This window comes from Streptomyces sp. NBC_00872, assembly GCF_045161915.1.
Taxonomy (GTDB): Bacteria; Actinomycetota; Actinomycetes; order Streptomycetales; family Streptomycetaceae; genus Streptomyces.
Genome location: NZ_CP108806.1, coordinates 7285777 through 7310420, shown reverse-complemented (window position 1 = coordinate 7310420; position 24644 = coordinate 7285777). Strand labels below are relative to the sequence as shown.

Sequence of the window (24644 nt, the reverse complement as noted above, 5' to 3'; positions counted from 1 at the left end):
GCCCGCCACCGCCCTGCCTGACGCTTCGCGACAGATCCTATTTCAGGTAGGCGGGGGCGCCGACGGGCAGGATGAACCGGAACTGGGCGCCGCCGCCGGGTCCACGGCCGACGGTGATCGTCCCGCCGTGCGCCTCGACGATGCCCTTGACGATATACAGGCCCAGGCCCGTCCCGCCGCGTTTGCTCCCGCGCCAGAAGCGGGTGAAGACACGCCCCATCGACTCCTCGGGGATTCCGGGACCCTCGTCGCACACGGTCACGGACGTTCCCTTCTCTGTCTTCGCCTCGCGCTGGAGCGACGCGGCGGCCACCTCGATGGTGACGGTTCCCTCGCCGTGGCGCACCGCGTTTTCCAGGAGATTGCCGAGGATCTGGTCGATCTTGTCGGGATCGGCCCACAGATCGGGCAGCGGCTGCTGGATCCGTACGAGGAACCGGTCCGGCGACTGTCCGGCCGCGGTGTGCGCCTGGACATGGCGTCCGACGGCCGCGGCGATGTCGACCGGCTGACGGCGCACCTCCAGCCGGCCGGAGTCGATCCGGGAGATGTCGAGCAGTTCCGCGATCAGCCGGGTGACCCGGTTGGCGTCGGCGTCGACGGTCTCCAGCATCAGCCGCTTCTGGTCGTCGGTGAACCGTTCCCACTTGGCAAGCAGCGTCGCCGTGAACCCCTTCACCGAGGTGAGCGGGGAGCGCAGCTCATGGGCGACGGTGGCGATCAGCTCGGCGTGGCTGCGCTCGGTACGCCGGCGTGCCTCCGTACCGCGGATGGAGATGACGAGCCGGCGGACGGGGCCGGTCGGATACGCGCGCACATAACGGGCCGAGACCAGCACCTCACGGCCGCCGGGCAGCAGCAGATTGCGCTCGGGCTGGCCGACCCGGGTGGCGAGCCCGCCGTACGGATCGGTCAGCGCCCACCAGCGGCGGCCCTTGAGATCCTCCAGCGGCAGCGCGAGCTCCAGCGGCCGGCCGAGGGCCTCGGAGAGCGGTACGGCGGTGATACGCGCGGCGGCGGCGTTGAAGCAGACGACGCGCCCGCTCTCGTCGGCGACGACCAGACCGTCGGGCAGCTCGTCGGGATCGACCACCGCCGCGTCACCACCGCCCGCGGAACCGATCACACACCCGAGCGTCCCGGCGGCCGCGGACGGGGGCACGGCCTCGGGCACGGCGTCCGGCGCGGCGCCGGGCTCGACTTCTGGGACGGCGTCCGGCGCGGCTTCTGGCGCCACGCCGGGCACGGACGCGCGGGCGTCGGTTTCCGGGCCGGACGCCGGGGACGCCGGGGACGCCGGGGTCTCGGCGTGCGAAGTCTCGGCGTGCGGAGTGTCAGCGGGCGAAGTCTCGGCGGGCGCGGTCTCCGGGGTGCCACCGGGGGTCTCCGGGGTGCCACCGGGCGCGGGCGCCGGGGAGCCGTCAGGAGCGGGCAGCGGGGTGTCAGGGGCGGGCACCGCATCGCCGTCGTGGTCCGCCACCCGCTCCGGGGCGGCATCGGAGACCGCGCGCGGTAAAGGTCCCTGGACCACGGCGGGTCCACTCGCCCCGACAGTCATGCCCGCATCCCACCTCTTCCGCGTAGCTCAGTGGGCCCCGAAGCCGCAACATTACTAGCTCAATGTGACGGAGCGGACCCCCTCAGCGCACGCGGAGAACTCTCTGGGCGCGTGCCGAGGCATAGAGACATACGGCCGCGGCGGTCGCCAGGTTCAGACTCTCCGCCTTTCCGTGGATCGGTACCCGCACCACCGCGTCGGCGAGGGCACGGGTCTCCGCCGGCAGCCCCCATGCCTCGTTGCCGAAGATCCAGGCCGTGGGTCCCCCCATGGTGTCCGCGTCCAGCTCGTCGTCCAGGTCGTTCTCGCCCGCGCCGTCGGCGGCGAGGATACGGACGCCGCCCTCCTGGAGCCCGCGGACCGCCTGTTCCACCGGGATTCCGACGACGACCGGCAGATGGAAGAGCGAGCCGGCCGAGGCGCGTACCGACTTCGGGTTGTAGAGGTCGACGGAGGCGTCGGTGAGGACGACGGCGTCGGCGCCCGCCGCGTCCGCGCAGCGCAGCACCGTACCTGCGTTCCCGGGATCGCGGACATGGGCGAGTACGGCGACGAGCCGGGGCCGGGCACGCAGGACGTCCTCGAACGGCGAGTCGAGGAAACGGCAGACGCCCAGCAGCCCCTGCGGGGTCACGGTCTGGGAGACGTCCGCGAGCACCGTGTCGGGCGCGTGGTGGACCCGGGCCCCGGTGGCCCGTGCCGCGTCGACGATGTCGGCGTACCGCTCGGCGGCCTCCACCGTGGTGAACAGCTCGGTCAGCGTGGGCTCGCCGCCGGCCCCCCGGTGGGCGACCGCTTCCCGTACGGCCTGCGGCCCCTCGGCGATGAACCGGCGTTCCTTGCCGCGGAAGGCGCGCTTGGCGAGCCTCTTGGCGGCCGTGACGCGCGGGGAGCGCGGGGAGATCAGCTCGGGGGTGCCCATGGGCGGCGGCTCGCTTTTCGTCGGATGGCTCGTACGGATGGCTCGTACGGATGGCTCGTACGGATGGCTCGTACGGGTGGGTCGTGGGGTCGTGGTCGTACGCGTACGGGGTCGTACGGGTGCGGGGTCGTACGGGTGCGGGGTCGTACGGGTGCGGGGTCGTACGGGTGCGGATGCACAGGTGGGTCATCGGGGCACGTACGCGGCCGGAAACACATCGGACCCGCAGGCGCGGTGCCTGCGGGTCCGGGTGAAGGAGAGACGGCCTGACGGAGATCAGGCAGCGGCCTTCGGGGCGTTGACATCGCTCGGAAGGGCCTTCTGGGCGACCTCGACCAGCGCGGCGAACGCACCGGCGTCGTTGACGGCCAGCTCGGCGAGGATCTTGCGGTCCACCTCGACGTTGGCGGCCTTCAGCCCCTGGATGAAGCGGTTGTACGTGATGCCGTTGGCGCGGGCAGCGGCGTTGATGCGCTGGATCCAGAGCTGACGGAAGTCGCCCTTGCGCTTCTTGCGGTCGTTGTAGTTGTAGACGAGGGAGTGGGTGACCTGCTCCTTCGCCTTGCGGTACAGGCGCGAGCGCTGGCCGCGGTAACCGCTGGCCTGCTCCAGAATTGCCCGGCGCTTCTTGTGGGCATTGACTGCCCGCTTGACGCGTGCCACGTGTTAACTCCTTGTAGCGGGGCCGTGGTTGGACTCACACGGCCCGGAAACGAATGGGTCCCGGTCCTGTTGTCGCGCCCCCGGTCACCGGGGGCGGCGACATCACTTGCCGAGAAGCTTCTTGATCTTCTTGGCGTCGCCCGGGGCCATCTCGGCGTTGCCGGTGAGGCGACGCGTCAGCTTGGACGACTTGTGCTCGAGCAGGTGGCGCTTGCCGGCCCGCTCGCGCAGCACCTTGCCGGAGCCGGTGATCTTGAAGCGCTTGCTGGCACCGCTGTGCGTCTTGTTCTTCGGCATAGCGCCGTTCTCTCCTCGTCAGTGGCGCTCCCAGCCGACTGTGGCCAGCCGACCGCGCGGGAGCGTCATATCTCTGGTGTGTGGTTCCGGACCGGAGCCGTGGGCCGCCTGGATGGCACCCCTTGGATCACGCTTCGGACGATGCCTCGGCCGGAGTCTCCGCGATGGTGTCCGCGGACTCCTCGTGCGTGCCGCCCTGGCGCTCGGCCTTGCGTGCGGCCTGCGCCTCACGGGCCTCGGCCATGGCCTCGGTCTTCTTCTTGTGCGGGCCAAGAACCATGATCATGTTCCGGCCGTCCTGCTTCGGGTTCGACTCGATGAAGCCGAGTTCCTCGACGTCGGACGCGAGCCGCTGGAGCAGCCGGAAGCCCAGCTCCGGGCGGGACTGCTCACGACCACGGAACATGATCGTGATCTTGACCTTGTCGCCCTGCTTGAGGAACCGGACGACATGACCCTTCTTGGTGTCATAGTCGTGCGGGTCGATCTTGGGCCGGAGCTTCATCTCCTTGATGACCGTGTGCGCCTGGTTCTTGCGCGCCTCACGGGCCTTCATGGCCGACTCGTACTTGAACTTCCCGTAGTCCATGAGCTTGCACACGGGCGGACGGGCGTTCGCCGCGACCTCGACCAGGTCCAGGTCGTACTCCTGCGCAAGCTCCAGGGCCTTGGCAAGCGGCACGATGCCCACCTGCTCGCCACTGGGACCGACAAGTCGCACTTCGGGAACGCGAATCCGGTCGTTGATGCGGGGCTCGGCGCTGATGGATCCTCCTCGGTAGCACCACACGACTGTCTGGCAGACAGCCGCGTAACGTCTGTTTCATAGGACCAACCGCGGCGGAACACGAAAAATGCCCCGGACGGCACACAGGCAGGGCTCCTTCTAACTACCGGAGCACCGCCGTGCACGTACCACGGGGCGCGTCGGGTGGCTCCATCGTCCGTACGGAACGATGGGCACCACCTGACCGGTGACCCGCCGCCCCTCAGGGGCAGCCAGGTGGGAGAGCGGAGCCTCCACTTGTGGGCCGGGCATAAGGATGTCCGGCCGGTCGTAACACAAGGTTAGCAGTTCCCCGGGGATGGTGCGAACCCTGTGACCGCCGCGGGCCGAATCACCGGATCGATTCCCCGGACCGGTTCCGCGGGCCTCGGGCCCCGTCGGCTCATGTCGGCCGGTGTCGGCCCGTACCGCCTTGTACCGGCTCGTACCGGCTCCCACGGGCGGAGCCCGCGTCATGTACGCCTATCGTATGGGGCATGAGTGACGCCACCTCCCCCCAAGAGTCCCCCGGCTTCGACGCCATGACCCGCGACATCGCGGAGGTTCCCGCCGTCGAGGTGATCGTCACGGTCGCGGTGAATCTGATGAGCGCGGCGGCCGTGAAGCTCGGTCTGACCGAGGACGGTGACGAGCACAAGGACCTGGACGAGGCGCGGAAGCTGGTCCACGCGCTGGCCGGGCTGATGGACGCGAGTGCGACGGAGATCAGTTCGTTCCACGCGGCGCCGCTGCGGGACGGGCTGAAGTCGCTCCAGCTCGCGTTCCGCGAGGCGTCGGTCGTGCCGGACGAGCCGGGCCAGGGCCCCGGCGAGAAGTACACGGGCCCGGTCTACGGCTGATTCCGCTCCCTCGTCCGTCCCCGTGGGGGACTCACCCACGGAGACTCACCCACGGAGACTCATCCGCGTACGAAAAGGGGCTCGCCCGGCGGGGTGGCCTCGGCCGGCAGCAGAGCCAGGTCGAGTCCGCGTACCAGGCGGGCCCTGAGCACAGTGTCGGCGGCGAGGGCCCCGGCGATCCTGCGGGCCGCCTCGGCCGGGGGCGCGGCCGGGTCCAGGACCAGCGCGAGGGTGCCGTCCGCGCTGCCGGGACCGAGATACGCCCGGAGCACCGCCGGCTCGGCGGCGGCCACGGAGCGCACCGCCCCGGTCACGGCGGGGTCGTCGAGTGGATCGGTGCTGGTACGGCCCTCGGCGAGGGCGAGCAGCGCGGCTCCGGTGAGCTGGTACGGCACGGGCCCGGCGAGATCGAGCACCACCGTGTCGGCCTTCTCGTGCGCGGCGGCCTGGAGCGCCTGGTGCAGCGGTACGGCGACGGGGCGGGCCCCGGGGTCCCAGCGGGCCAGTGTCTCGGTGGAGGTGAAGGCGGGCAGCGCGCGCCGGTCGCCCGCCGTCAGCGTCGGCACGGCCATGTCGCTGGTCTTCTCATGACGCAGCCCCCGCTCGTCCTCCTCCGTCTCACCGAGCACCGCGACGACGGGGACCAGCAGCCGGGCGCCCCTGAGCGCGCCGAGGACCCGTGGCTCCGCCGACCGGTCCGCGGCCCAGGCGGCGAGTGCCGCCGTCAGCGCGGGATCGGCGGTGCCGTCATCGTCGGAGAAACCGGAGTCGGGAATGTTCTTGAGCGTCACGCGTCGAGCCTAGTCGAGCCCGGACGAGTGGATCCGGTCTCCCGCCGGCTACCCGGAGGGCCCGCGCGCTCGCAGTGCGTCCTGGTCCGTCCTGGTCCGGGAGGGGACGTACGGTCGTCCGGTGGATCTCTCCGTCGCGGTGTACGACATGGCCGACGGGCGTGAGGCGGCGTACGGCGAGGACCGTACCTATGTCTGCGCCAGCGTGGCGAAGCCGGCGATCCTGGCGGCGCTGCTGCTGCGGGCCCAGGACGCCGGACGGTGGCTGACGGCCGGTGAGCGGCGGCTCGCGGCGGTCATGATCGAGCGCAGCGACAATGACGCGGCGACGGCGCTGCGCGCGGCGGCCGGCGGGGTGGCGGCGCTGGACTCGGCGTACGCGCGGCTCGGGATGGCGCGGACCTCGGCGGCGCCCGCCTGGGGACTGACCCGGACCACCGCGCGCGATCAGCTCACGCTTCTGAAGGCCGTGTTCCGTACCGGTTCGGTGCTGGACGCGCGCTCGCGCCGGTTCGTCACGGAGCTGATGGAGCGGGTGGTACCGGGACAGGACTGGGGCGTGTCGGCCGCGGGCGACGGCTGGGCGCTGAAGAACGGCTGGCTGCCGAGGACGGCGAGCGGTCTGTGGGTGGTCCATTCGGTCGGGCGCGCGGACGGCTGTCTGATCGCCGTGCTCTCCGACGGGCATACGTCCCTGGACGCGGGGATCGTCCGGGTCGAGACGGCCGCCGTCAGTGCCGTACGCCGTATGCGCCGGAGCGTCTGACCCCGCCGCGCCAGAGCACCACCGCGCAGGCCAGCAGCACCGCGCCGATCCCGCCGGCCGTCGGGGCGAGCCAGGCGGCCGGTTCCGGCTCCGCGCGCGGTACGGCGGGCCCGCCGCCGAAGTACCGCTTGCCGTACCCGGTGGCCTGGCCCTTCAGATTCGTACGCGGCAGATCGGCGCCGGCCTCGATGGCGGCGGCCGGATCGACGAGCCCGTACCCCCTGGCGTCGTCACGGCCATTCTGGGGGGCGTCGCGCGCGGTGTCCGCGAGGAGCTTCTTGATCTGGGCGGGGGTGAGATCGGGGTGCGCGGAGCGTACGAGCGCGACGGCGCCGGAGACGAACGCGGCGGCGGCACTGGTGCCCCAGCCCTCGTAGTAGCGGCGGTCCGGGTCCGCTATCACGACGTCGACGCCCGGCGCGCTGACGGTGGCGTACCAGCGGCTGGTGGAGAACGCGGCGTGGGTGCCGTAGCGGTCGACGGCCGCCACCGCGATCACGCCGGGATAGGCGGCGGGGTACGAGATGTGGTCGCCCTTCTCGCCGCCGTTGCCGGCCGAGGCGACGACGACCGCGCCCTTGGCGAGCGCGTACTGCACAGCCGCGTCCTCGCCCGGTTCCGGATGGGCCGACTCGCTGTCGTCGCCGAGGGAGAGATTGATGACGTCGGCGCCGTTGTCGGCGGCCCAGCGGATGCCTTCGGCGAGTGCGCCGCCCTTGGAGTTACGGGCCTTGGCGCGGGCGGGGTCGGTGCCTTCGAGGATCACGCGTACGGGGAGGATCTTCGCCTCGGGCGCGATCCCGAGGACGCCCTCCGAGCGTTCGTACCCATGGCCGTGTCCCGCGATGATGCCGGCCATGGCGGTGCCGTGCCGGGCGAAGGACCGGTCGCCGTCGGTGGCGCCGAAACCGATCAGATCCTTGCCGCGCAGCACCTGTCCTTCGAGATCGGGATGGCTGCCGTCGACGCCGGTGTCGAGTACCGCGACGGTGACACCGCTGCCCTGGGAGGTGCGCCAGGCCTGCTCGGTGTGCAGTGCTTCGAGGGCCCACTGCTGAGCGCGTATGGCATCGGCGTGTGCGGGGGTGGCGGGGACGAGCAGGAAGGACGCGGCGGCGGCCACGGCGGCGAGTCGGTGACGTCGGCGGGGGCCACGGGACGTACGAGGTGCGCGGGACGCCCGGGGGGTCCGTGCGGGCGTCGTTGCGGGCGTCGGTGCGGGCGTCGGTGCGGGTGCCTGTGTCATCAGGGGACCAACCTGTCCGCGCTCAAGGTCGTGCGCAGTCCTCGCTCGATCCGGTCCGCGATGCCCTTGGCCTCATGGCCGAGCCCGGCCTGCGCGGGTGCGGAGGTGGCGCCCTTGGCCGTGGCCTTGTCGACGGGCTGGGGCGTGGTGACGGTACGTCCGTCCGCGAAGCCGGAGACGGCGTACACGACGACGGGTGCCTCGGTGAGGACGCTCACCGTCCAGCTCGCGCGCTGCGCGGGACCGAACCCGGCCGCGACGGTGCCCTCGACGGGGAAGGTCAGGGGCATCAGATCGGTGCGTCCGGTGAGCCCCTCGGTGCGGAACCGGGTGCTCAGGGCGTCCATCCCGGCGGGCTCGGCGTCGGTGAAGACGAGCCCCACGGTGGTCACGCTGGTGGACGTGGCGTCGGCGTAGGTGGCACGCAGCACGCGCGCGCAGCCGACCGGGCGCAGGATGCCCAGAAGGAGGGGGTCGAGGGTGCCGGCGCATCCGCTGTCGGGCGCGACACCGAGCCGGGTCCACTCGCGGTCCGCGCCGCCGGGGCCCGCGCCGTCGCCCTTGAGCGCGGGGGGAAAGAGTGTGTCGACGGGGACGCTGTGCCAGAGGGCGCGCGCGCTGGTGTAGGTGTCGCGGGCGGCGGGTTCGGCGGCCGAATTCCCGGTCAGCCAGCTGCCGGTGACGGCGCCTCCGATGAGCCCGAGGCCGAGTACGACACAGGTGACGGCGGCGGCCGTTCTGACGGGGCGCCTGGCGGGCACGAGCCGCAGCCGGGTGGTGGTCTCCATCGGGGACTCCGGCCCCGGCACGAGGCCGGCACCGGCTCCCGCTCCGGTCCCGATTCCTGTCCCGATTCCGCCGAAGCTTCCGGTACCGCTGCCGCCGAGGGGCGGGACCCATGACGGGGTCGGCGGGGGCGGCGAGGTCGGCGGGGTCGGACCCGGGGATACGACCCGCAGTCTGGTGGTGATCTCGTCCTGGGGAGGTTCGGCGACGGGGCGGCCCGCGCCACGGGGCCGTGGGACACCGGTCGCCGGGGCCGGGGCGGCCTGCGGCGGTGGTGGTGGGGTACGGGGGGCGGTACGGGCGGTGGCCGTCGGCGGGCTCGACGGCGGCGGCGGTATCCGTGGCGGGCCGGGCGGCCGCGTCGGCGGCAGCGGGGCGTCGGGGACACGTGGGGCCGTGGGCACGGCCGGCGTGCGCGGAATATCGGTACGCGAGGCTTCGGTACGCGGGATCTCCGTGCGCGCGGGCTCCGGAGGTGTCGCGGGCCTGCCGGGCGGAGCGCTCTCGGAGGCGGCCTGGCCGGGCTGGGCCGGAGGCGCCGTGGGACGTGGTGGTACGGGAGGGCGTCGTGCTTCGGTGCTCATCCGCCCCCCTGTGACGCCGTACAGACTCATCCGCCTCGGACCGCCCCACGGAGAACCGGTCCACCGCCACCGGTCCACCGCACACCGGAGTTCGCGCGCGCCGGTCCGCACGCGCATCGGTCCCGCGCACACCGGTCCCGCCGTACGGGACAGGCCCGTTCGCCGCCGCGTGTGCGTCACTCTACGGGCTCGGACAGGCCCGGCGGGAACGAGCGCCGAGGCCCGGGGCGATCTGCCCAGATCATCCCCCTACCGTGCGGTAATCAGGTCTGGCAAGCTCTGCGCATGACACCGCGCTCCACCGACCGGGCCCGGTACGACCGGGCCACCGCTCATCTCGACGCCCCTCTCGCTCTAGTCGATCTCGACGCCTTCGACGCCAACGCCGACGATCTCGTACGCAGGGCCGGGGGCAAGCCGATCCGGGTGGCCAGCAAGTCGGTCCGCTGCCGGGCACTGCTCGAACGGGTGCTGGACCGCGAGGGCTTCGCGGGGATCATGTCGTTCACGCTCGCCGAGTCGCTGTGGCTGGCGCGTGCCGGGTTCGAGGACGTGCTCCTCGCCTATCCCTCGGCCGACCGCGCGGCCTACGCGGAACTGGCCGCCGATCCCAAGCTCGCCTCCACCGTCACCGTGATGATCGACGACCCGGCGCAGCTGGATCTGATCGACGCGGCACGCGGTGGTGGAAAGGAAGAATTCCGGATCTGTCTGGAACTGGACACGGCCTTGCGGCTGTTCGGCGGCCGGGTCAGGATTGGTGCACGACGTTCCCCGCTGCGCGAGCCGGCCCAACTGGCCGAGCTGGCCAGATTGATAGCCCGGCGCCCCGGATTCCGGCTGGTCGGGCTCATGGCCTACGAAGGCCACATCGCCGGGGTAGGGGACGCCCTGGCAGGCCGGCCGCTGCGCTCGCGGGCGATCCGGCTGATGCAGGCCACGGCCCGCAAAGAGCTGACGGAGCGGCGCGCCGCGGTGGTGCGTGCCGTACGGACCGTCGCCCCGGAGCTGGAGTTCGTCAATGGCGGCGGCACGGGCAGTGTGCAGCACACCGCCGCCGAGGATGCAGTGACGGAGATCGCCGCGGGCTCCGGGCTCTATGTTCCACGGCTCTTTGACAACTACACATCGTTCACGGGCCGTCCGGCGGCGCTCTTCGCCCAGCCCGTCGTGCGCAGGCCCGGCGTCGGTGTGGTGACCGTGCTCGGCGGTGGCTATCCGGCGTCCGGGGCGGCGGGCCCGGACCGGCTGCCGGTGCCGTATCTGCCCGAAGGGCTCCGTTACGACGCGCAGGAGGGCGCCGGTGAGGTGCAGACGCCGCTGCTCGGATCGGCGGCCGACGATCTGCTGATCGGCGACAAGGTCTGGTTCCGGCACGCCAAGGCCGGTGAGCTGTGCGAGCGGTTCGACACCCTGCACCTGGTGGAGGGCGACCGCGTGGTGGCGACCGCACCGACATACCGGGGCGAGGGCCGTACGTTCCTCTGAGGTCGCGTGACGGGCGCGGTTCCGTCCCTCTCTGTGGGGAGGGGGACGGAACCGGCTCGGCTCGGCTCAGCTCAATTCGTGGTCGTGGTCCTGGTCGTAATCCTGGTCGTGGGCATGATCTAGAGCGGGGTGACGTATGCCCCGGAGATACCGCCGTCGACCAGGAAGTCAGTGGCGTTCACGAAGGACGCGTCGTCACTGGCGAGGAAGGCGACCGCCGCCGCGATCTCGTCCGCCTCGGCGAACCGGCCGACCGGGATATGCACCAGCCGGCGCGCGGCCCGCTCCGGGTCCTTGGCGAACAGCTCCTGGAGCAGCGGGGTGTTGACCGGCCCCGGGCACAGTGCGTTCACCCGGATCCCCTCACGGGCGAACTGCACTCCCAGCTCACGGGACATCGCGAGGACCCCGCCCTTGGAGGCGGTGTAGGAGATCTGCGAGGTCGCCGCGCCCATCCGTGCCACGAAGGACGCCGTGTTGATGATGGACCCCTTCTTCTGGCGCCGCATATAGGGGATGGCGGCCTTGCAGCAGAGATAGACGGAGGTGAGGTTGACGTCCTGGACGCGCTTCCACGCGTCGAGGTCCGTGGTGAGGATCGAGTCGTCCTCGGGCGGTGAGATACCGGCGTTGTTGAAGGCGATGTCGACGCTGCCATAGGTGTCGTACGCCGTCTTGAAGAGCGTGTCGACCTCGTCGGCACGGGTGACATCGACCCGTACGAAGGTCCCGCCGACCGCGTCGGCCGCGGCCTTGCCCGCGCTCTCGTCGATGTCTCCGCAGACGATGTGCGCTCCTTCGGAGGCGAGCCGGCGCGCGGTGGCCAGCCCGATGCCGCTGCCGGCTCCGGTGATCACTGCGGTACGGCCGACCAGGCGGCGGCAGACGGTGTCGTTCGTGGGGGCGGTCATGATGGCTCAGGCCTCCGTGCTGATGAAGACGTTCTTGGTTTCGGTGAAGGCCGCGAGGGCGTCGGGGCCCAGTTCACGGCCGAGTCCGGACTGTTTGTAGCCGCCGAACGGAGTCCCGTAGCGGACGCTGCTGTGGGAGTTGACGGACAGATTGCCCGCGGCGACACCGCGCGAGACACGCAGGGCACGGCCGAGATCGCGGGTCCAGACAGAGCCGGCGAGACCGTAGTCGGTGGCATTGGCCAGCCGGACGGCGTCCTCCTCGTCCTCGAAGGGCAGGACGACGGCGACCGGTCCGAAGACCTCCTCGGTGGCGACCGGGGAGTCCGGGTCCACATCGGTGAGGACGGTCGGCGGGAACCAGAAACCGGGGCCGCCGGGGGCGCTCCCGCGGATGCCCTTGACGCCCTCCGGGACATACGACCGCACGCGCTCCAACTGGACCGCCGAGATCAGCGGGCCCATCTGGGTCCTCTCGTCGGACGGGTCGCCGACGACGACCGACTCGACGGCCGGGGCGAGCAGTTCCAGGAACCGGTCGTGGACATCGCGCTGAACGAGGATCCGGGTACGGGCGCAGCAGTCCTGGCCGGCGTTGTCGAGGAACGCCATCGGGGCGGTGGCGGCGGCCTGTTCGAGATCGGAGTCGGCGAAGACGATATTGGGGCTCTTGCCGCCGAGTTCGAGGGTCACGCGCTTCACCAGGGCGGCGCACTTGGCCATGATCTGCTTGCCGACACGGGTGGAGCCGGTGAAGACGATCTTGGCGACCCCGGGGTGCTCGACCAGCGCGTTGCCCGCCACCTCGCCGGCGCCGGGCAGGACCTGGAAGAGATGCTCGGGAAGCCCTGCCTCCAGGGCGAGTTCGGCCAGCCGCAGCGCGGTGAGCGGAGTGGTCTCGGCGGGCTTGAGGAGTACGGCGTTGCCCGCGGCCAGGGCGGGGGCCGTGCCCCAGGCGGCGATCGGCATGGGGAAGTTCCAGGGGGCGATCACCCCGACGACACCGAGCGGCTCCAGCAGGGTGATGTCGAGTCCTCCGGCCACGGGGATCTGCCGGCCGCTCAGCCGCTCCACTCCCCCGGCGCAGTAGTCGAGGAGATCGCGGACGTTGCCGGCCTCCCAGCGGGCGTTGCCGAGGGTGTGACCCGCCTCGCCGACCTCCAGCCGGGCCAGTTCCTCGTTGTGCTCGTCGACGACGACGGCGAACCGGCGCAGCAGCCGTGCGCGCTCGGCGGGGGCCAGGGCCGCCCATCGGAGCTGGGCCGCCGCGGCCCGTCGTACGGCCGTGTCGACCTGGGCCGGGGTGGTCGCCGGGACCGTGGCGACGGTCTCCCCGGTGGCCGGGTTGAGGACAAGATGTCCGGCGGCGTGGTGTGTGTGCACGTCGTTCCTCACAGACGTTCGAAGGAGCGGCGAAGCTCCCAGTCGGTCACCGCGGCGTCGAAGGCCTTCACCTCGACACGGGCCATATTGCTGTAGTGCGCCACGACGTCGTCGCCGAAGGCCGCGCGCGTGAGGGTGCTGTTCTCCCAGAGTTCGGCGGCCTCCCGCAGGGTGGTCGGGACCTGCTCGTAGGCGGCGGTGTAGGCGTTGCCCACGCACGCCTCGGGGAGTTCCAGCGCGTTCTCGATGCCGTGCAGTCCGGCGGCGACCATACCGGCGACGGCGAGATACGGGTTGACGTCCCCGCCGGGCAGCCGGTTCTCGAAGCGCAGGGACCGCCCGTGGCCGACCACCCGCAGCGAACAGGTGCGGTTGTCATGGCCCCAGGCGACGGCGGTGGGCGCGAAGGAGCCCGGCTGGAAGCGCTTGTACGCGTTGATGGTGGGCGCGTACAGCAGGGAGAAGTCCCGGAGCGCGGCGAGCTGTCCCGCCAGGAAGTGGCGCATCACGGGCGACATCCCGTCCGGCCCGTCCCCGGCCATGACGCTGGTGCCGTGCTTGTCCTGGAGCGAGAGATGGATATGGCAGGAGTTGCCCTCGCGCTCGTTGAACTTGGCCATGAAGGTGAGCGAGACACCTTCCTGCGAGGCGATCTCCTTGGCGCCGGTCTTGTAGACGGCGTGCTGGTCACAGGTGACCAGGGCCTCGTCGTACTTGAAGGCGATCTCGTGCTGGCCGGGGTTGCACTCGCCCTTCGCGGATTCCACGGTGAGTCCGGCGCCCGCCATCTCGTTGCGGATCCGGCGCAGCAGCGGTTCGATCCGGCCGGTGCCGAGGACGGAGTAGTCGATGTTGTACTGGTTGGCGGGGGTCAGTCCGCGGTAGCCGCTGTCCCAGGCCTGCTCATAGGTGTCCTTGAAGACGATGAACTCCAGCTCCGTACCGGCATGCGCGGTGTAGCCGTACTCGGCGAGCCGCTCCAGCTGACGGCGGAGGATCTGGCGGGGTGCGGCGACGACGGGGGAACCGTCGCTCCAGGCGAGATCGGCCATGACCATCGCGGTGCCCTCGTTCCAGGGCAGCCGGCGCAGTGTGGAGAGGTCGGGGCGCATGGCGAAGTCGCCGTAGCCGGTGTCCCAGGAGGACATCGCGTATCCGTCGACGGTGTTCATATCGGTGTCGACGGCGAGGAGGTAGTTGCAGCCCTCGGCGCCCTGTTCCAGGACTTCGTCGACGAAGAAGCGCGCGGCGAACCGCTTGCCCTGGAGCCGGCCCTGCATATCGGGGAACGCCAGGACCACCGTGTCGATCTCGCCGCTCTCCACGAGGATGCGCAGCCTGTCGACGGCGAGCGGGGATGTGCGGTCTGCCACGGGAATACTCCTCCTTCGGTCAGCCGGAAGCCATAAGGTATTCCTGGAGACCTTTGGTTGGGAAGGGGAATCGGCGACGTGGCGAGGAAGAACGAGCCGATGGACCCGCTGACTCCGGTGCTGCGGCCCGTGCGGGCGGGAAACGGCTTCGAGGAGGCGCTGGAGCAGATCCTCCAGGTCGTCAGGCTCGGACTGGTGGCGGGCGGCGAACGGCTGCCCGCGGAGCGGGAGCTGGCGGACCGGCTGCGGATCAGCCGGGTGACGCTGCGCGAGGTGCTCAAGGTGCTCCAGGAGCAGGGTCTGCTGGAGAGCCGGCGGGGCAGATACGGCGGCACGTTCGTACGGCCCAGACCCGACACCCCGGCCGGGGGCGCCGAGGAGGAGCTGCGCCGACGGGTGGCCGGGGTGGACATCGAGGATGTCCTGCGCTTCCGCGAGGTGCTGGAGGCGGGTGCGGCGGAGCTGTGCGCGACGGACGGGCTGACCGGGGAGCGGGCCCGGCGGCTGCGCTCGGCGCTGGCCGCGACGCATGACGCGGCGCTCACGGAGTACCGCAGGCTGGACACCCTCTTCCATCTCACGCTCGCCGAGCTGTCCGGCTCCGCGACCCTGACCGCCCAGTACGCCGCCGTGCGGGCGACGGTCAACGATCTGCTGGACTGCATCCCGCTGCTCGTGCGGAATCTGGAGCACTCGCAGCGGCAGCACACGGCGCTGGTCGAGGCGGTGCTCGACCAGGACGCGGACGCGGCGCGCGAGATCGCGCGCGAGCACTGCGGCGGTACGGCCGCGCTGCTGCGCGGCTTTCTGACCTGAGCGCGGGCCGGCCCGTCGCCTTGGGTCGCGCGGGACCGGGCCGGCCCGGCGCGGGAGCGGTAAGGGCCGGAGCCGTAACAGCCGTTTAACGCACGAGTCTTGCGCGGGGCCACCCGGAGCGCAAAGGTATGGCCTCACACCTTTACCCCGAGGTAGGAGCTGCTCATGTCCGACGGCACCGACTCGTCCATCCCGACGGCCGGCCCGGCCGGCACCGCCCAGCGGGACGCCGACTATCTGCGACGGCGCACGCTGCGCCGGGGCAGCGCGGGCTGGCTGCTGCTCACCGGTCTCGGTGTCGCCTATGTCGTCTCCGGTGATTTCTCGGGCTGGAACATCGGTCTCTCCGAGGGAGGCTTCGGCGGTCTCGCCATCGCCACGCTGCTGATGGGTGTCATGTACGCCTGTCTGGTCTTCTCCCTCGCCGAACTCTCCGCCATCCTGCCCACCGCGGGCGGTGGTTATGGCTTCGCCCGGCGCGCGCTCGGCACCTGGGGCGGCTTTCTGACCGGTACGGCCATCCTGATCGAGTACATCCTCGCGCCGGCCGCCATCTCGATCTTCATCGGCGACTATGTCGAGTCGCTCGATCTCTTCGGGCTGACGGCCGGCTGGCCGGTCTATCTGGCCTGCTTCGCGATCTTCATAGGTATCCATCTCTGGGGCGTCGGCGAGGCGCTGCGCTTCAGTCTCGTGGTGACGGCCATCGCGGTGGCGGCCCTGCTCATCTTCGCGGTGGGGGCGTTCACGGAGTTCGACGCGAGCGGTCTCGACGACATCCCGGTCGACCAGGACGCGTTCGGTTCGGGGTCCTGGCTGCCGTACGGAGTGCTGGGCATCTGGGCGGCCTTCCCCTTCGGTATGTGGTTCTTCCTGGGGGTGGAGGGGGTGCCGCTGGCCGCCGAGGAGGCCAAGGACCCGGTGCGTTCGATGCCGAGGGCTCTGTCGATCTCCATGGGTGTGCTGGTCCTGCTCGCGCTGATCACCTTCTTCGCCGCGACGGGCGCGCGCGGCTCGGCCGCCGTCCAGGACGCGGGCAATCCGCTGGTGGTCGCGCTCCAGGGGGACGGCGATCCGACCGCGCTGAGCCGGTTCGTCAACTACGCGGGTCTCGCCGGTCTCGTCGCCTCCTTCTTCTCGCTCATCTACGCCGGATCACGGCAGCTCTTCGCCCTCTCCCGGGCGGGCTATCTGCCCCGCTTCCTCTCCCTGACCAGTGCCCGCAAGGCGCCCTATCTCGGGCTGCTGATCCCGGGCGCGATCGGTTTCGCGCTGGCGGCGGGCACCGGCGACGGCGGGCGGATGCTGAATGTGGCGGTGTTCGGCGCCACCATCTCGTACGCGCTGATGGCCCTGTCCCATCTCGTGCTGCGCCGCCGTGAACCGGGGCTGGCCAGGCCGTACCGCACACCGGGCGGGATGCTCACCTCCGGCGCCGCGTTCGTACTGGCCCTGTCGGCCCTGGTGGCGACCTTCCTGGTGGACAAGGACGCCGCGTTCATCGCGCTGGGGGTCTATGCCGTCGCCCTCGCGTACTTCATCTTCTACAGCCGGCACCGGCTGGTCGCGGCCGCTCCCGAGGAGGAGTTCGCGGCCCTGGCCGCCGCCGAGGCGGAACTCGAACGCGGCTGAGGACACTGCGACTGAGGACACCGCGGCTGAGGACGGTACGGAGAACCGGCCCCAGGGCCAGACTGGGAACAGACCCAAGATCCACGGGACCGACGGGAGAACAGCGCCGTATGAAGCCGCTCATCGGTATCAGTACCTATCTGGAGGAGTCCACCGCGTGGGGCGTCTGGGAGCTGTCGGCGGCGCTGCTGCCCGCCGGTTATCCCCGGATCGTCCAGCGGGCCGGCGGGCTCGCCGCGATGCTTCCGCCGGACGGCCCGGCCGCCGCCGCCTCGGTGGTGGCCCGGTTGGACGGGGTGGTGATCGCGGGCGGCCCCGATGTGGAGCCCGTACGGTACGGAGCCGAGCCGCACCCCCGCACCGGACCGCCGGCCCGGGAGCGGGACGCCTGGGAACTGGCCCTGATCGACGCCGCGCTGGCGTCCGGCACCCCGCTGCTGGGGATCTGCCGGGGCATGCAGCTGCTCAATGTGGCGCTGGGCGGGACGCTCGTCCAGCATGTGGAGGGGCACACCTCACCGGTCAGGGGCACCTTCGGCGAGCATCCGGTGAAGCCGGTGCCCGGCACCCGTTACGGCGATCTGGTGCCCGAGGAGTTCGGCGTACCGACACACCACCATCAGACCGTGGACCGGCTCGGCGAGGGGCTCACCGTCTCGGCGTTCGCGGCGGACGGCACGGTCGAGGCCGTCGAACTGCCGGAGCCGCACTGGGCGCTGGGCGTGCAGTGGCACCCCGAGATGGCCGACGACACCCGTGTCGTCAGCGCGCTGGTACGGGCGGCGGGGTCGCGCGCCGTCTGATCGCCCGCCGTCCGACCGCAGACGGACCGAGCGCCGGGCCGCCGGGCTCCAGGGCTCCAGGGCTCCAGGGCTCCAGGGCTCCAGGGCCGTCGTACACCAGGGTCGTCGTACACCAGGCGGGCCGGTCAGCCGAGGGCTCCGCGGGTCAGGGAGAGCAGATCGCGGGCCGGGCCCGAGGGGCGGGTGCCGGCCGGCCAGACCGCGCGCAGATCGCGGCGGAGCCGTATGCCCTCCACCGGCACCCTGACGAGCCGGTGGGCGGCCAGTTCCTCGCCGACCGCGAGTTCGCTCAGTACGCACGGTCCCGCGCCGCTCACCGCGGCGGCCTTCAGCGCGGTGGTGGAGGCGAGTTCGAGCAGCGGCTCGGACACTCCGCCGTACGGGGCGAGTCCGGCGTCCAGCACCTGACGGGTGCCGGAGCCGGGTTCCCGGAGGATCAGCGGGGTCCCGGCCAGTTCCGCCGGATCGATCGGACCACGACGGCGGGCCCAGGGATGACCGGGTGCGGCGACGACCAGCAGCCGGTCATGGCCGATGACCGCCGCGTCGAGGCCCTCGGGCGCGGCCGTGCCCTCCACGAAGCCGAGATCGGCCTCATGGGCGAGCAGCAGCTCGGCGACCGCCGCGGAATTGCCCGCGCGGAGGGAGACCGCGGTGTCCGGTCTGGCCCTGCGGAGCGCCACCAGCCAGCCGGGCAGCAGATATTCGGCGATCGTCATACTGGCGGCCACGCGCAGCCGTGAGTCCCTGCGGTCGCGCAGCGCCTGCGCTCCCGCGTCGAACGCCTCGGCCGCCTCCACCACCCGTCCGGCCCAGTCGGTGACCAGGGCCCCGGCGTCGGTGAGCCGGGAGCCGCGCGGTGAGCGGTCCACCAGAGCCACTCCGAGCAGCCGTTCCATCGCCCGGATGCGGCCGCTGGCGGCGGGCTGGCTGATGCCCAGCTCACGGGCGGCCCGGCCGAGGCTGCCGAGCCGGGCGACGGCGAGCAGCAGTTCCAGGGCCCCGAGATCGGGCACCCGGTGGGCGAGCGGCGCTGCGGGGGCGGCGAGGTGAGCGGCGGCACGGTCGGGGGCGCGGTCGGCGGACGGAGCATCGGTCATAAGTCCAGCTTATGACCTCATAGCGACAAGGGGCCTGGTGGCCGCCGTGGGCGGGCGCGAGGGTGGAGCCATGGCCGCACTCACGCACCCCACCAGCGCGCACCCCGCCGCCTCCGGCGGTGCGCGCGCCGTCCCCCGGGTGCACGCCGTCCCCCAGGTGCGGCCCCAACTCTCCGTGCCCCGGCTGCCCTGGCTCCGCCATCTCGGCCCGAACTGGTACGCGACGGTGATGGGGACCGCGATCGTCGCCACCGCGGGTGCCGGGCTCCCCCTGGATGTCCCGGGACTGCGGGCCGGCTGTGTGGCGGTCTGGGCGCTCTCCGTGCTGGCGCTCGCGGTACTGCTGACCGCCCGCGCGGGACACTGGCTCTGCCATCGCGACCGGGCACGTGCCCAGCTTCGCGATCCGGCCGTGGCGCCGTTCTACGGCTGTCTGGCGATGGCGCCCCTGGCCGTCGGGGCCGCCACACTGGCCGTGGGCGGTGATGTGCTCGGGGAGCGCGCGGCTGTCGTCATGGACGCCGCGCTGTTCGGCGTGGGCACGGTCCTCGGTCTCGTCTTCGCGGTGGCGATTCCGTATCTGCTGGTCGTACGCCGTCGACCGGCCCCCAGTGAGGTGTCTCCGGTCTGGCTGCTGCCGGTGGTGCCGCCCATGGTCTCCGCCGCGGTCGGCTCTTCGCTGGTGCCGTATCTGCCCGTGGGCCAGGGGCGCGAGGCGCTGCTGCTGGGCTGTTACGCGCTGTTCGGGCTCAGTCTGCTCGCGACACTGACCTTGCTCCCGCTGCTCTTCGGCCGGCTGCTGCTCCATGGCCCGCTGCCGCTCGCGCTGACCCCGGCGCTCTTCCTGGTGCTCGGTCCGCTGGGGCAGTCCGTCACGGCGGTCGGCCGGCTCGCCGAGGTGGCGCCCGGGGCGGTCGGCGCTCCGTACGCGCGTGCGCTGGGCGCCTTCGCCGTGGTGTACGGCGTACCGGTGCTGGGGTTCGCGCTGCTGTGGCTGGCGCTGGCGGCGGCCCTGGTGGTGCGGGCCGCGCGGCGCGGAATGCGCTTCACGATGACCTGGTGGGCCTTCACCTTCCCGGTCGGCACTTGCGTGACGGGCGCCGAGGTGCTGGCGGGACGCACCGGTCTGGTGGCGCTGGAATGGCTGGCGACAGGCCTCTACCTGGTGCTGGTGGCGGCCTGGGCGGTGGCCGGGTGGCACACGCTGCGCGGGCTGCTCAGCGGAGCGCTGCTCGCAGCGCCTCCGGCGCCTGGGCCAGTGACGGTCCGTACCACGTGAGGAACCGCCCGTCGACCAGAGCGGCGGGCAGCCCGGGGAAGGCCTCGGGGCCGTCGTCGGCGGTGAAGCGGTACGGCTCGTCGGGCAGGACGACCAGATCGGCGCCGGAGGCCCGCAGCTCGTCGAGCGGGATACCCGGATAGCGCTCGGGATGGCTCCCGTACACATTGACCACACCCAGCCGGGCGAGCAGATCCCCGGCGAAGGTGTCCCGGCCGAGGACCATCCAGGGCCTGCGCCAGACCGGTACGACGGCGGCGCGCGGCCCGTGCGCGGGCGGCGGCAGCGCTTCCCAGGCGTCCTGGGCCTCGGCCAGCCAGCGCGGCGCCGCCACACCGCATCCGGTCACCAGCACGCGTGTCAGCTCGGTGAAGGCCTGGCCGAGCGTTCTGACCTCGGTGACCAGCACCGTCAGCCCGGCCGCCCGGAGCGCCGCGAGATCCTGGGCGCGGTTCTCCTCCTCGTTGGCGACGACCAGATCCGGGCGGAGCGCGGCGATCGCGGTCACATCGGGGTTCTTGGTGCCGCCGATCCGTACGACATCCAGACCGACGGGCCGGGCGCACCAGTCGGTGGCGCCCACCAGCAGGCCCGGGGCGCTGACCGCGACGGCTTCGGTGAGTGACGGTACGAGAGAGACGACGCGCGGTCCTGGCACGGCGGCCGGCCGCTCAGCGCCTGGGGTCGACGGTCGCGTCGATGTGCTCGGCGACGGCGACGACGAGGATACGGGTGCCGGGCTCGGTGGCCCGCCAGCGGTGGCGTACCCCGCCGGAGAGATACAGCGTGTCACCGCGCTCCAGCCGGTAGGCGCGGCCCTCGGCCTCGACCTCGGCCGCGCCGTCGGCGATGTACATGATCTCGTCGTTGCGGTGCTGGTACTCCCGGCCGGTGTCCTGCTCGCCGGTGAATTCCTTGGCGTTGAGCTGGTGGCCGCCCCGTACCACCCGGCGGACCCCCGGTCCGGCGTCGGCGGCGCGTACGACATCGACCGTGCGCGCGGAGTCGGCGGCGGCGTGCAGCCGTGCGGGGGTCGTCTCCAGGGCGTCCGCCACCCGTTCCAGTGACCGGGTGCTCGGCCTGGCGCGCTCGTTCTCGATCTGGCTGAGGAAGGGCACCGACAGTCCGCTACGGGCGGCCACCGCCGCCAGGGTCAGGCCCAGGGACCTGCGCCGCCTGCGGACGGCCGCGCCCACCCTGAGCGCTTCCTTGTCGTCCATGACTGGCTCCCTCCCGACCGGATCGTCATCTTCTCAGAGTTGACGCCGGTGCAAGAGCTGTCCTGCCTCACCCGCTGCCGAACCCCGGCCGATACGAACACACGGGCGAGGGAAGCGGGCGGCCCCCCGGGATCAATGATGCGCGTCGGCGGGTGATTAGCAAAGGCCCCCGGCATCTGCCCGACAGCACGCGAGGGAGCGGCACGCGCTCGCCCCCGGGAGACAGGCCCGGCCCGCACCGGGAACAGGCTCGCCCCGGGGACAGGCCCGCCCCGGGGACAGGCTCGCGCCACCCGGAGACACCCGCGTCCCGGAGACAGGCCCGCCGCCCGGAGACACGACCTCTTCGACTAGTCCGTGCCGTCGACGGGGGTCCACCGGTCGGCGAGGCCGGGATGGTCCTTGAGCCAGGTCCGTACGGCCTCCTGTTCCTTCCCCTTGCCGGTCGACTGGATTTGGGCCTCCAGTCCGGTGAGCTGTTCCTCGCTCATGGTGAAGTCCTTCAGCCAGGAGGCGACCCGCGGATGGTCGGCGGAGAATCCCCCGCGGGCCAGGGTGTGGACACCGTCGCTCTCCGCGCCGAAGGCCTTCCTGGGGTCCTTCAGCTTGGTGAGGTCATAGGTGCTGTACGCCCAGTGGGGCGACCAGAGCACGACGACCACGGGCTCCTTCTTCTGGTACGCGCGCTTCAGCTCGGCCAGCATGCCCGGCGTGGAGCCGTCGACAAGGGTGTACTCGCCCTCCAGGCCGTACTGCTTGAGGACCTTGTCCTTGAGCAGGCCCATCTCGCCCGCGCTGGGCTCGATGCCGATGATCCGGCCCTTGAAGACGGAGCCCTTGCCCTTGAGGTCGTCGAGGGAGTCGAAGCCCTTCACATAGGCGGGTACGGAGAGTTCGAGCGAGGTCCGGTCGTACCAGGACCCCAGGTCCTCCAGATCGTTCCGGTACTTCGCCCAGTACGCGGCATGGGTGACCGGCAGCCAGGAATCGGTCTGGATGTCGATCTGGCCGCCCGCCTGGCCGGTGTAGAGCGAACCCGCCTCGTACTGCCGGGCGTCGACCTCGAAGCCGCGCCGCTCCAGCAGTTCCTTCCAGAGGAAGGTGGAGGCGATGCCCTCGTCCCAGGGGATGTATCCCATGCTGATCTTCTTGCCCTGGCCGACGTTCCCGGCGCCGGAGGCGGTGCTCGTACCGGACGGAGAGCCGCCGAACAGGCCGATACCGCCCGCGACGAGCGCGAGCACGACCACACCGGCGAGGGCGACGACGGGCTGCGGGCGGTGGTCCCAGAACCTCACCCCGCCCGTCAGCTCCTTCGCCTTGGCCAGCGCGCGGCGGCCGAGCGGGGAGACCTGGAGGCTGAGGGCGCCGGTGATCCGGTCCAGATACATCGCCAGGATGACGACGGAGACACCCGCCTCGAAGCCGAGACCGATGTCGACATTGCCGATGGCGCGGTAGACGGCGCCACCGAGACCGCCGCCGCCGACCATGCCCGCGATGACCACCATGGACAGGCCCAGCATGATGACCTGGTTGATACCGGCCATGATCGTCTGAAGGGCCAGCGGCAGCTGTACACGCAGCAGTGTGTCGCGGGGGCTGGTGCCGAACGCCTCCGCGGCCTCGACCAGTTCGCCGTCGACCTGACGGATGCCCAGCTCGGTCATCCGGACGCCGGGCGGCAGCGAGAAGATGATCGTGGCGATGATGCCGGGGACCACTCCGACGCCGAAGAAGAAGACACCGGGGATCAGATAGACCATGGCGGGCATGGTCTGCATGAAGTCGAGCACCGGCCGGGTGACCGAGCCGACCGTTCTGGAGCGCGCGGCCCAGACGCCCAGCGGGATCGCGATCAGCAGCGTCACGACGGTCGAGACGAGCACCAGCGAGAGGGTCGCCATCGAGTCGTCCCACAGCTCGATGGAGTCGATCAGGGCGAAGCCGGCGAAGGTGAGTACGCCCGCGACCAGGCCGCGCAGCCACCAGGCGAGTACGGCGAGGATGCCCGCGAGGAGCAGGGGCTCCGGCGCGGAGAGCACCGCGTCGATGCCGTCGTACATACCGGAGACGATCGAACCGATGGCGTCGAACAGCCAGGAGAGATGGCGCTGGAGGAAGTCGACGGCAGTGTCGACTCCGTCGCCGAGACGGAACCTAGGCATGGGTGACCGCCTTGGCGGCGGCGGAGTCCCGCGGAGGCGAAGGAACGGGGGTCATCGGCTCGCCGAGTACGGCCAGCAGCCGGGCGCGCGGCACCACTCCGACGAGTTTCCCCTCGCCGTCGGTGACGGCCACCGCGACCCCGCTGGTGGAGCAGGGCGTGAACAGCTCGCTGATCGGGGTCGACTCGACCACGCCGGCGGGCGCGGCGGAGAGTACGTCCTCGGCGGTGCGCAGTTCCCTGCCGTCGTCCGTACGGGTGCCGTAGACGGTCTCGGGGGCGGCCATGACCGCGCCTGCCGTGAGCACCCGGGAGCGGTCGACGTCCTTGGTGAAGGAGGCGACATAGTCGTCGGCGGGGTGGACGAGGATGTCCTCGGCGCTGCCCTGCTGGACGATCTCGCCGGCACGCATCACGGCGATCCGGTCACCGAGGCGCATGGCCTCGTTGAGGTCGTGGGTGATGAACACGATGGTCTTCTTGAGCCGCTTCTGCAGTTCGAGGAGCTGATCCTGCATATCGCGGCGGATCAGCGGGTCGAGCGCGCTGAAGGACTCGTCCATCAGCAGCAGATCGGCGTCGGTGGCGAGGGCGCGGGCGAGACCCACGCGCTGCTGCATACCGCCGGACAGCTCGTCGGGCCAGGATGTCTCCCAGCCGCCCAGACCGGTGAGTTCCAGCGCCTCCGCGGCGCGCTTCTCACGCTCCGCGCGCGGCACACCCCGTACCTCCAGTCCGTACGCGGCGTTCTCCAGGACGCTGCGGTGCGGGAAGAGCGCGAAGTGCTGGAAGACCATGCTGATCCTGGTGGAGCGGACCCGGCGCAGCTCCCGCGGGCTCAGGGCGGTCAGGTCCTGTCCGTCGAAGAGCACCCGTCCCGAGGTGGGTTCGAGCAGCCCGTTGAGCATGCGCAGCAAGGTGGACTTGCCGGATCCCGACAGACCCATGACGACGAAGATCTGGCCCGGTTCGACCGCGAAGGAGGCGTCGATGACCGCCGCCGTCGTGCCGGCTGCCCGCAGCTCGTCACGGTCCGTGCCGTTCTCCAGCAGGGACACGGCTCCGTCGGATCGTCTGCCGAAGACCTTGTACAGATGGTCGGCTTGCAGCCTGGACACATACACCTCACGCGTTGAACGGAAACGGCCCGCCCACCCCCGCGGACGGGCCGTGGAACGGGCGGGTTCGGCCCACCGGCCCGGATAACGGCGGTGGAAACACACCCGGGTTCGC

At 71.6% G+C, this 24644-nt stretch carries 23 protein-coding genes; 7 read left to right on the top strand and 16 right to left on the bottom strand.

The window, feature by feature from the left end:
• Nucleotides 1-37: 37 nt before the first annotated feature.
• The 5 genes from OG214_RS31265 to infC form a co-directional block, all read right to left on the bottom strand.
• Nucleotides 38-1126 carry an ATP-binding protein gene (locus tag OG214_RS31265; protein ID WP_365900657.1) on the bottom strand — a complete coding sequence of 363 codons (1089 nt, stop codon included), beginning with the start codon at nt 1124-1126 and terminating at the stop codon, nt 38-40.
• A gap of 514 nt (nt 1127-1640) precedes the next feature.
• Nucleotides 1641-2480 carry a TrmH family RNA methyltransferase gene (locus OG214_RS31260; RefSeq protein WP_405986607.1) on the bottom strand — a complete coding sequence of 280 codons (840 nt, stop codon included), beginning with the start codon at nt 2478-2480 and terminating at the stop codon, nt 1641-1643.
• A 276-nt stretch (nt 2481-2756) separates the two neighbouring features.
• On the bottom strand, nt 2757-3143 hold the full coding sequence (rplT, locus tag OG214_RS31255) for a 50S ribosomal protein L20 (protein WP_066950970.1): 387 nt from the start codon (nt 3141-3143) through the stop codon (nt 2757-2759).
• A 102-nt stretch (nt 3144-3245) separates the two neighbouring features.
• Nucleotides 3246-3440: a 50S ribosomal protein L35 gene (gene rpmI, locus OG214_RS31250; protein WP_046504486.1), complete on the bottom strand. Its 195-nt coding sequence runs from the start codon at nt 3438-3440 to the stop codon at nt 3246-3248.
• A 127-nt stretch (nt 3441-3567) separates the two neighbouring features.
• Nucleotides 3568-4230 carry a translation initiation factor IF-3 gene (gene infC / locus OG214_RS31245; RefSeq protein ID WP_363080702.1) on the bottom strand — a complete coding sequence of 221 codons (663 nt, stop codon included), beginning with the start codon at nt 4228-4230 and terminating at the stop codon, nt 3568-3570.
• Nucleotides 4231-4703: 473 nt separating this feature from the next.
• On the opposite strand from infC, the gene OG214_RS31240 reads away from it, so the two are divergent.
• On the top strand, nt 4704-5066 hold the full coding sequence (locus OG214_RS31240; protein ID WP_363080701.1) for a DUF1844 domain-containing protein: 363 nt from the start codon (nt 4704-4706) through the stop codon (nt 5064-5066).
• Between the two features lie 59 nt (nt 5067-5125).
• Here OG214_RS31240 and OG214_RS31235 read toward each other — a convergent pair whose 3' ends face one another.
• A complete protein-coding gene (locus OG214_RS31235) occupies nt 5126-5857 on the bottom strand; it encodes an SseB family protein (RefSeq protein WP_405986606.1) in 732 nt (243 codons plus the stop codon).
• 121 nt (nt 5858-5978) lie between these two features.
• Between OG214_RS31235 and OG214_RS31230 the strand changes: the two genes are divergently transcribed.
• A complete protein-coding gene (locus OG214_RS31230) occupies nt 5979-6623 on the top strand; it encodes a serine hydrolase (protein WP_405986605.1) in 645 nt (214 codons plus the stop codon).
• Here OG214_RS31230 and mycP read toward each other — a convergent pair.
• Both mycP and OG214_RS31220 read right to left on the bottom strand, forming a co-directional pair.
• Nucleotides 6589-7746 carry a type VII secretion-associated serine protease mycosin gene (mycP, locus tag OG214_RS31225; RefSeq protein WP_405986604.1) on the bottom strand — a complete coding sequence of 386 codons (1158 nt, stop codon included), beginning with the start codon at nt 7744-7746 and terminating at the stop codon, nt 6589-6591. The genes OG214_RS31230 and mycP overlap by 35 nt on opposite strands.
• A gap of 122 nt (nt 7747-7868) precedes the next feature.
• Complete coding sequence (locus OG214_RS31220; RefSeq protein ID WP_383033707.1) at nt 7869-8657, bottom strand: hypothetical protein; 789 nt, start codon at nt 8655-8657, stop codon at nt 7869-7871.
• An 867-nt stretch (nt 8658-9524) separates the two neighbouring features.
• Between OG214_RS31220 and OG214_RS31215 the strand changes: the two genes are divergently transcribed.
• Nucleotides 9525-10727, top strand: a complete 1203-nt coding sequence (locus OG214_RS31215; protein ID WP_405986603.1) for an amino acid deaminase/aldolase — start codon at nt 9525-9527, stop codon at nt 10725-10727.
• A 119-nt stretch (nt 10728-10846) separates the two neighbouring features.
• Here OG214_RS31215 and OG214_RS31210 read toward each other — a convergent pair whose 3' ends face one another.
• Genes OG214_RS31210 through OG214_RS31200 form a run of 3 tightly spaced genes read right to left on the bottom strand, consistent with a single transcriptional unit; the run spans nt 10847 to nt 14394 of the window.
• On the bottom strand, nt 10847-11638 hold the full coding sequence (locus tag OG214_RS31210) for a 3-oxoacyl-ACP reductase (RefSeq protein ID WP_363080695.1): 792 nt from the start codon (nt 11636-11638) through the stop codon (nt 10847-10849).
• Nucleotides 11639-11644: 6 nt separating this feature from the next.
• Entirely contained in the window at nt 11645-13021 is a 1377-nt protein-coding gene (locus OG214_RS31205) for an aldehyde dehydrogenase family protein (RefSeq protein WP_363080694.1), read from the bottom strand.
• Between the two features lie 8 nt (nt 13022-13029).
• Nucleotides 13030-14394, bottom strand: coding sequence for a glutamine synthetase family protein (locus OG214_RS31200; RefSeq protein ID WP_363080693.1), 1365 nt, complete (start codon nt 14392-14394; stop codon nt 13030-13032).
• Between the two features lie 99 nt (nt 14395-14493).
• Between OG214_RS31200 and OG214_RS31195 the strand changes: the two genes are divergently transcribed.
• The 3 genes from OG214_RS31195 to OG214_RS31185 all read left to right on the top strand — a co-directional run bounded on the left by OG214_RS31195 (nt 14494) and on the right by OG214_RS31185 (nt 17645).
• Nucleotides 14494-15210 carry an FCD domain-containing protein gene (locus OG214_RS31195; protein ID WP_363080709.1) on the top strand — a complete coding sequence of 239 codons (717 nt, stop codon included), beginning with the start codon at nt 14494-14496 and terminating at the stop codon, nt 15208-15210.
• A gap of 165 nt (nt 15211-15375) precedes the next feature.
• Nucleotides 15376-16842, top strand: a complete 1467-nt coding sequence (eat, locus tag OG214_RS31190) for an ethanolamine permease (RefSeq protein WP_363080692.1) — start codon at nt 15376-15378, stop codon at nt 16840-16842.
• A gap of 110 nt (nt 16843-16952) precedes the next feature.
• Entirely contained in the window at nt 16953-17645 is a 693-nt protein-coding gene (locus OG214_RS31185; protein WP_405986602.1) for a gamma-glutamyl-gamma-aminobutyrate hydrolase family protein, read from the top strand.
• 125 nt (nt 17646-17770) lie between these two features.
• Here the strand turns inward: OG214_RS31185 and OG214_RS31180 are convergent, their stop codons facing one another.
• Complete coding sequence (locus tag OG214_RS31180) at nt 17771-18745, bottom strand: LysR family transcriptional regulator (protein WP_405986601.1); 975 nt, start codon at nt 18743-18745, stop codon at nt 17771-17773.
• A 70-nt stretch (nt 18746-18815) separates the two neighbouring features.
• Between OG214_RS31180 and OG214_RS31175 the strand changes: the two genes are divergently transcribed.
• Complete coding sequence (locus OG214_RS31175) at nt 18816-20024, top strand: TDT family transporter (RefSeq protein WP_405986600.1); 1209 nt, start codon at nt 18816-18818, stop codon at nt 20022-20024.
• Here OG214_RS31175 and OG214_RS31170 read toward each other — a convergent pair.
• The 4 genes from OG214_RS31170 to OG214_RS31155 form a co-directional block, all read right to left on the bottom strand.
• Nucleotides 19963-20682: a helical backbone metal receptor gene (locus OG214_RS31170; RefSeq protein WP_405986599.1), complete on the bottom strand. Its 720-nt coding sequence runs from the start codon at nt 20680-20682 to the stop codon at nt 19963-19965. The two genes, OG214_RS31175 and OG214_RS31170, sit on opposite strands and share 62 nt — an antisense overlap.
• A 13-nt stretch (nt 20683-20695) precedes the next feature.
• Nucleotides 20696-21244, bottom strand: coding sequence for a helix-turn-helix domain-containing protein (locus OG214_RS31165; RefSeq protein ID WP_093597278.1), 549 nt, complete (start codon nt 21242-21244; stop codon nt 20696-20698).
• 350 nt (nt 21245-21594) lie between these two features.
• Nucleotides 21595-23412: an ABC transporter permease/substrate binding protein gene (locus tag OG214_RS31160; protein ID WP_405986598.1), complete on the bottom strand. Its 1818-nt coding sequence runs from the start codon at nt 23410-23412 to the stop codon at nt 21595-21597.
• On the bottom strand, nt 23405-24520 hold the full coding sequence (locus OG214_RS31155) for a glycine betaine/L-proline ABC transporter ATP-binding protein (RefSeq protein WP_405987672.1): 1116 nt from the start codon (nt 24518-24520) through the stop codon (nt 23405-23407). The genes OG214_RS31160 and OG214_RS31155 overlap by 8 nt, the downstream gene beginning before the upstream one ends.
• Nucleotides 24521-24644 lie beyond the last annotated feature (124 nt).

Coding starts and splice junctions, on each gene's coding strand:
- eat (WP_363080692.1), top strand. CDS start 15,376: ATGTCCGACGGCACCGACTCGTCCATCCCGACGGCCGGCCCGGCCGGC.
- OG214_RS31210 (WP_363080695.1), bottom strand. CDS start 11,638: ATGACCGCCCCCACGAACGACACCGTCTGCCGCCGCCTGGTCGGCCGT.
- OG214_RS31260 (WP_405986607.1), bottom strand. CDS start 2,480: ATGGGCACCCCCGAGCTGATCTCCCCGCGCTCCCCGCGCGTCACGGCC.
- OG214_RS31180 (WP_405986601.1), bottom strand. CDS start 18,745: ATGACCGATGCTCCGTCCGCCGACCGCGCCCCCGACCGTGCCGCCGCT.
- OG214_RS31175 (WP_405986600.1), top strand. CDS start 18,816: ATGGCCGCACTCACGCACCCCACCAGCGCGCACCCCGCCGCCTCCGGC.
- OG214_RS31185 (WP_405986602.1), top strand. CDS start 16,953: ATGAAGCCGCTCATCGGTATCAGTACCTATCTGGAGGAGTCCACCGCG.
- rpmI (WP_046504486.1), bottom strand. CDS start 3,440: ATGCCGAAGAACAAGACGCACAGCGGTGCCAGCAAGCGCTTCAAGATC.
- OG214_RS31220 (WP_383033707.1), bottom strand. CDS start 8,657: ATGGAGACCACCACCCGGCTGCGGCTCGTGCCCGCCAGGCGCCCCGTC.
- OG214_RS31165 (WP_093597278.1), bottom strand. CDS start 21,244: ATGGACGACAAGGAAGCGCTCAGGGTGGGCGCGGCCGTCCGCAGGCGG.
- OG214_RS31240 (WP_363080701.1), top strand. CDS start 4,704: ATGAGTGACGCCACCTCCCCCCAAGAGTCCCCCGGCTTCGACGCCATG.
- OG214_RS31215 (WP_405986603.1), top strand. CDS start 9,525: ATGACACCGCGCTCCACCGACCGGGCCCGGTACGACCGGGCCACCGCT.
- OG214_RS31160 (WP_405986598.1), bottom strand. CDS start 23,412: ATGCCTAGGTTCCGTCTCGGCGACGGAGTCGACACTGCCGTCGACTTC.
- OG214_RS31195 (WP_363080709.1), top strand. CDS start 14,494: ATGGACCCGCTGACTCCGGTGCTGCGGCCCGTGCGGGCGGGAAACGGC.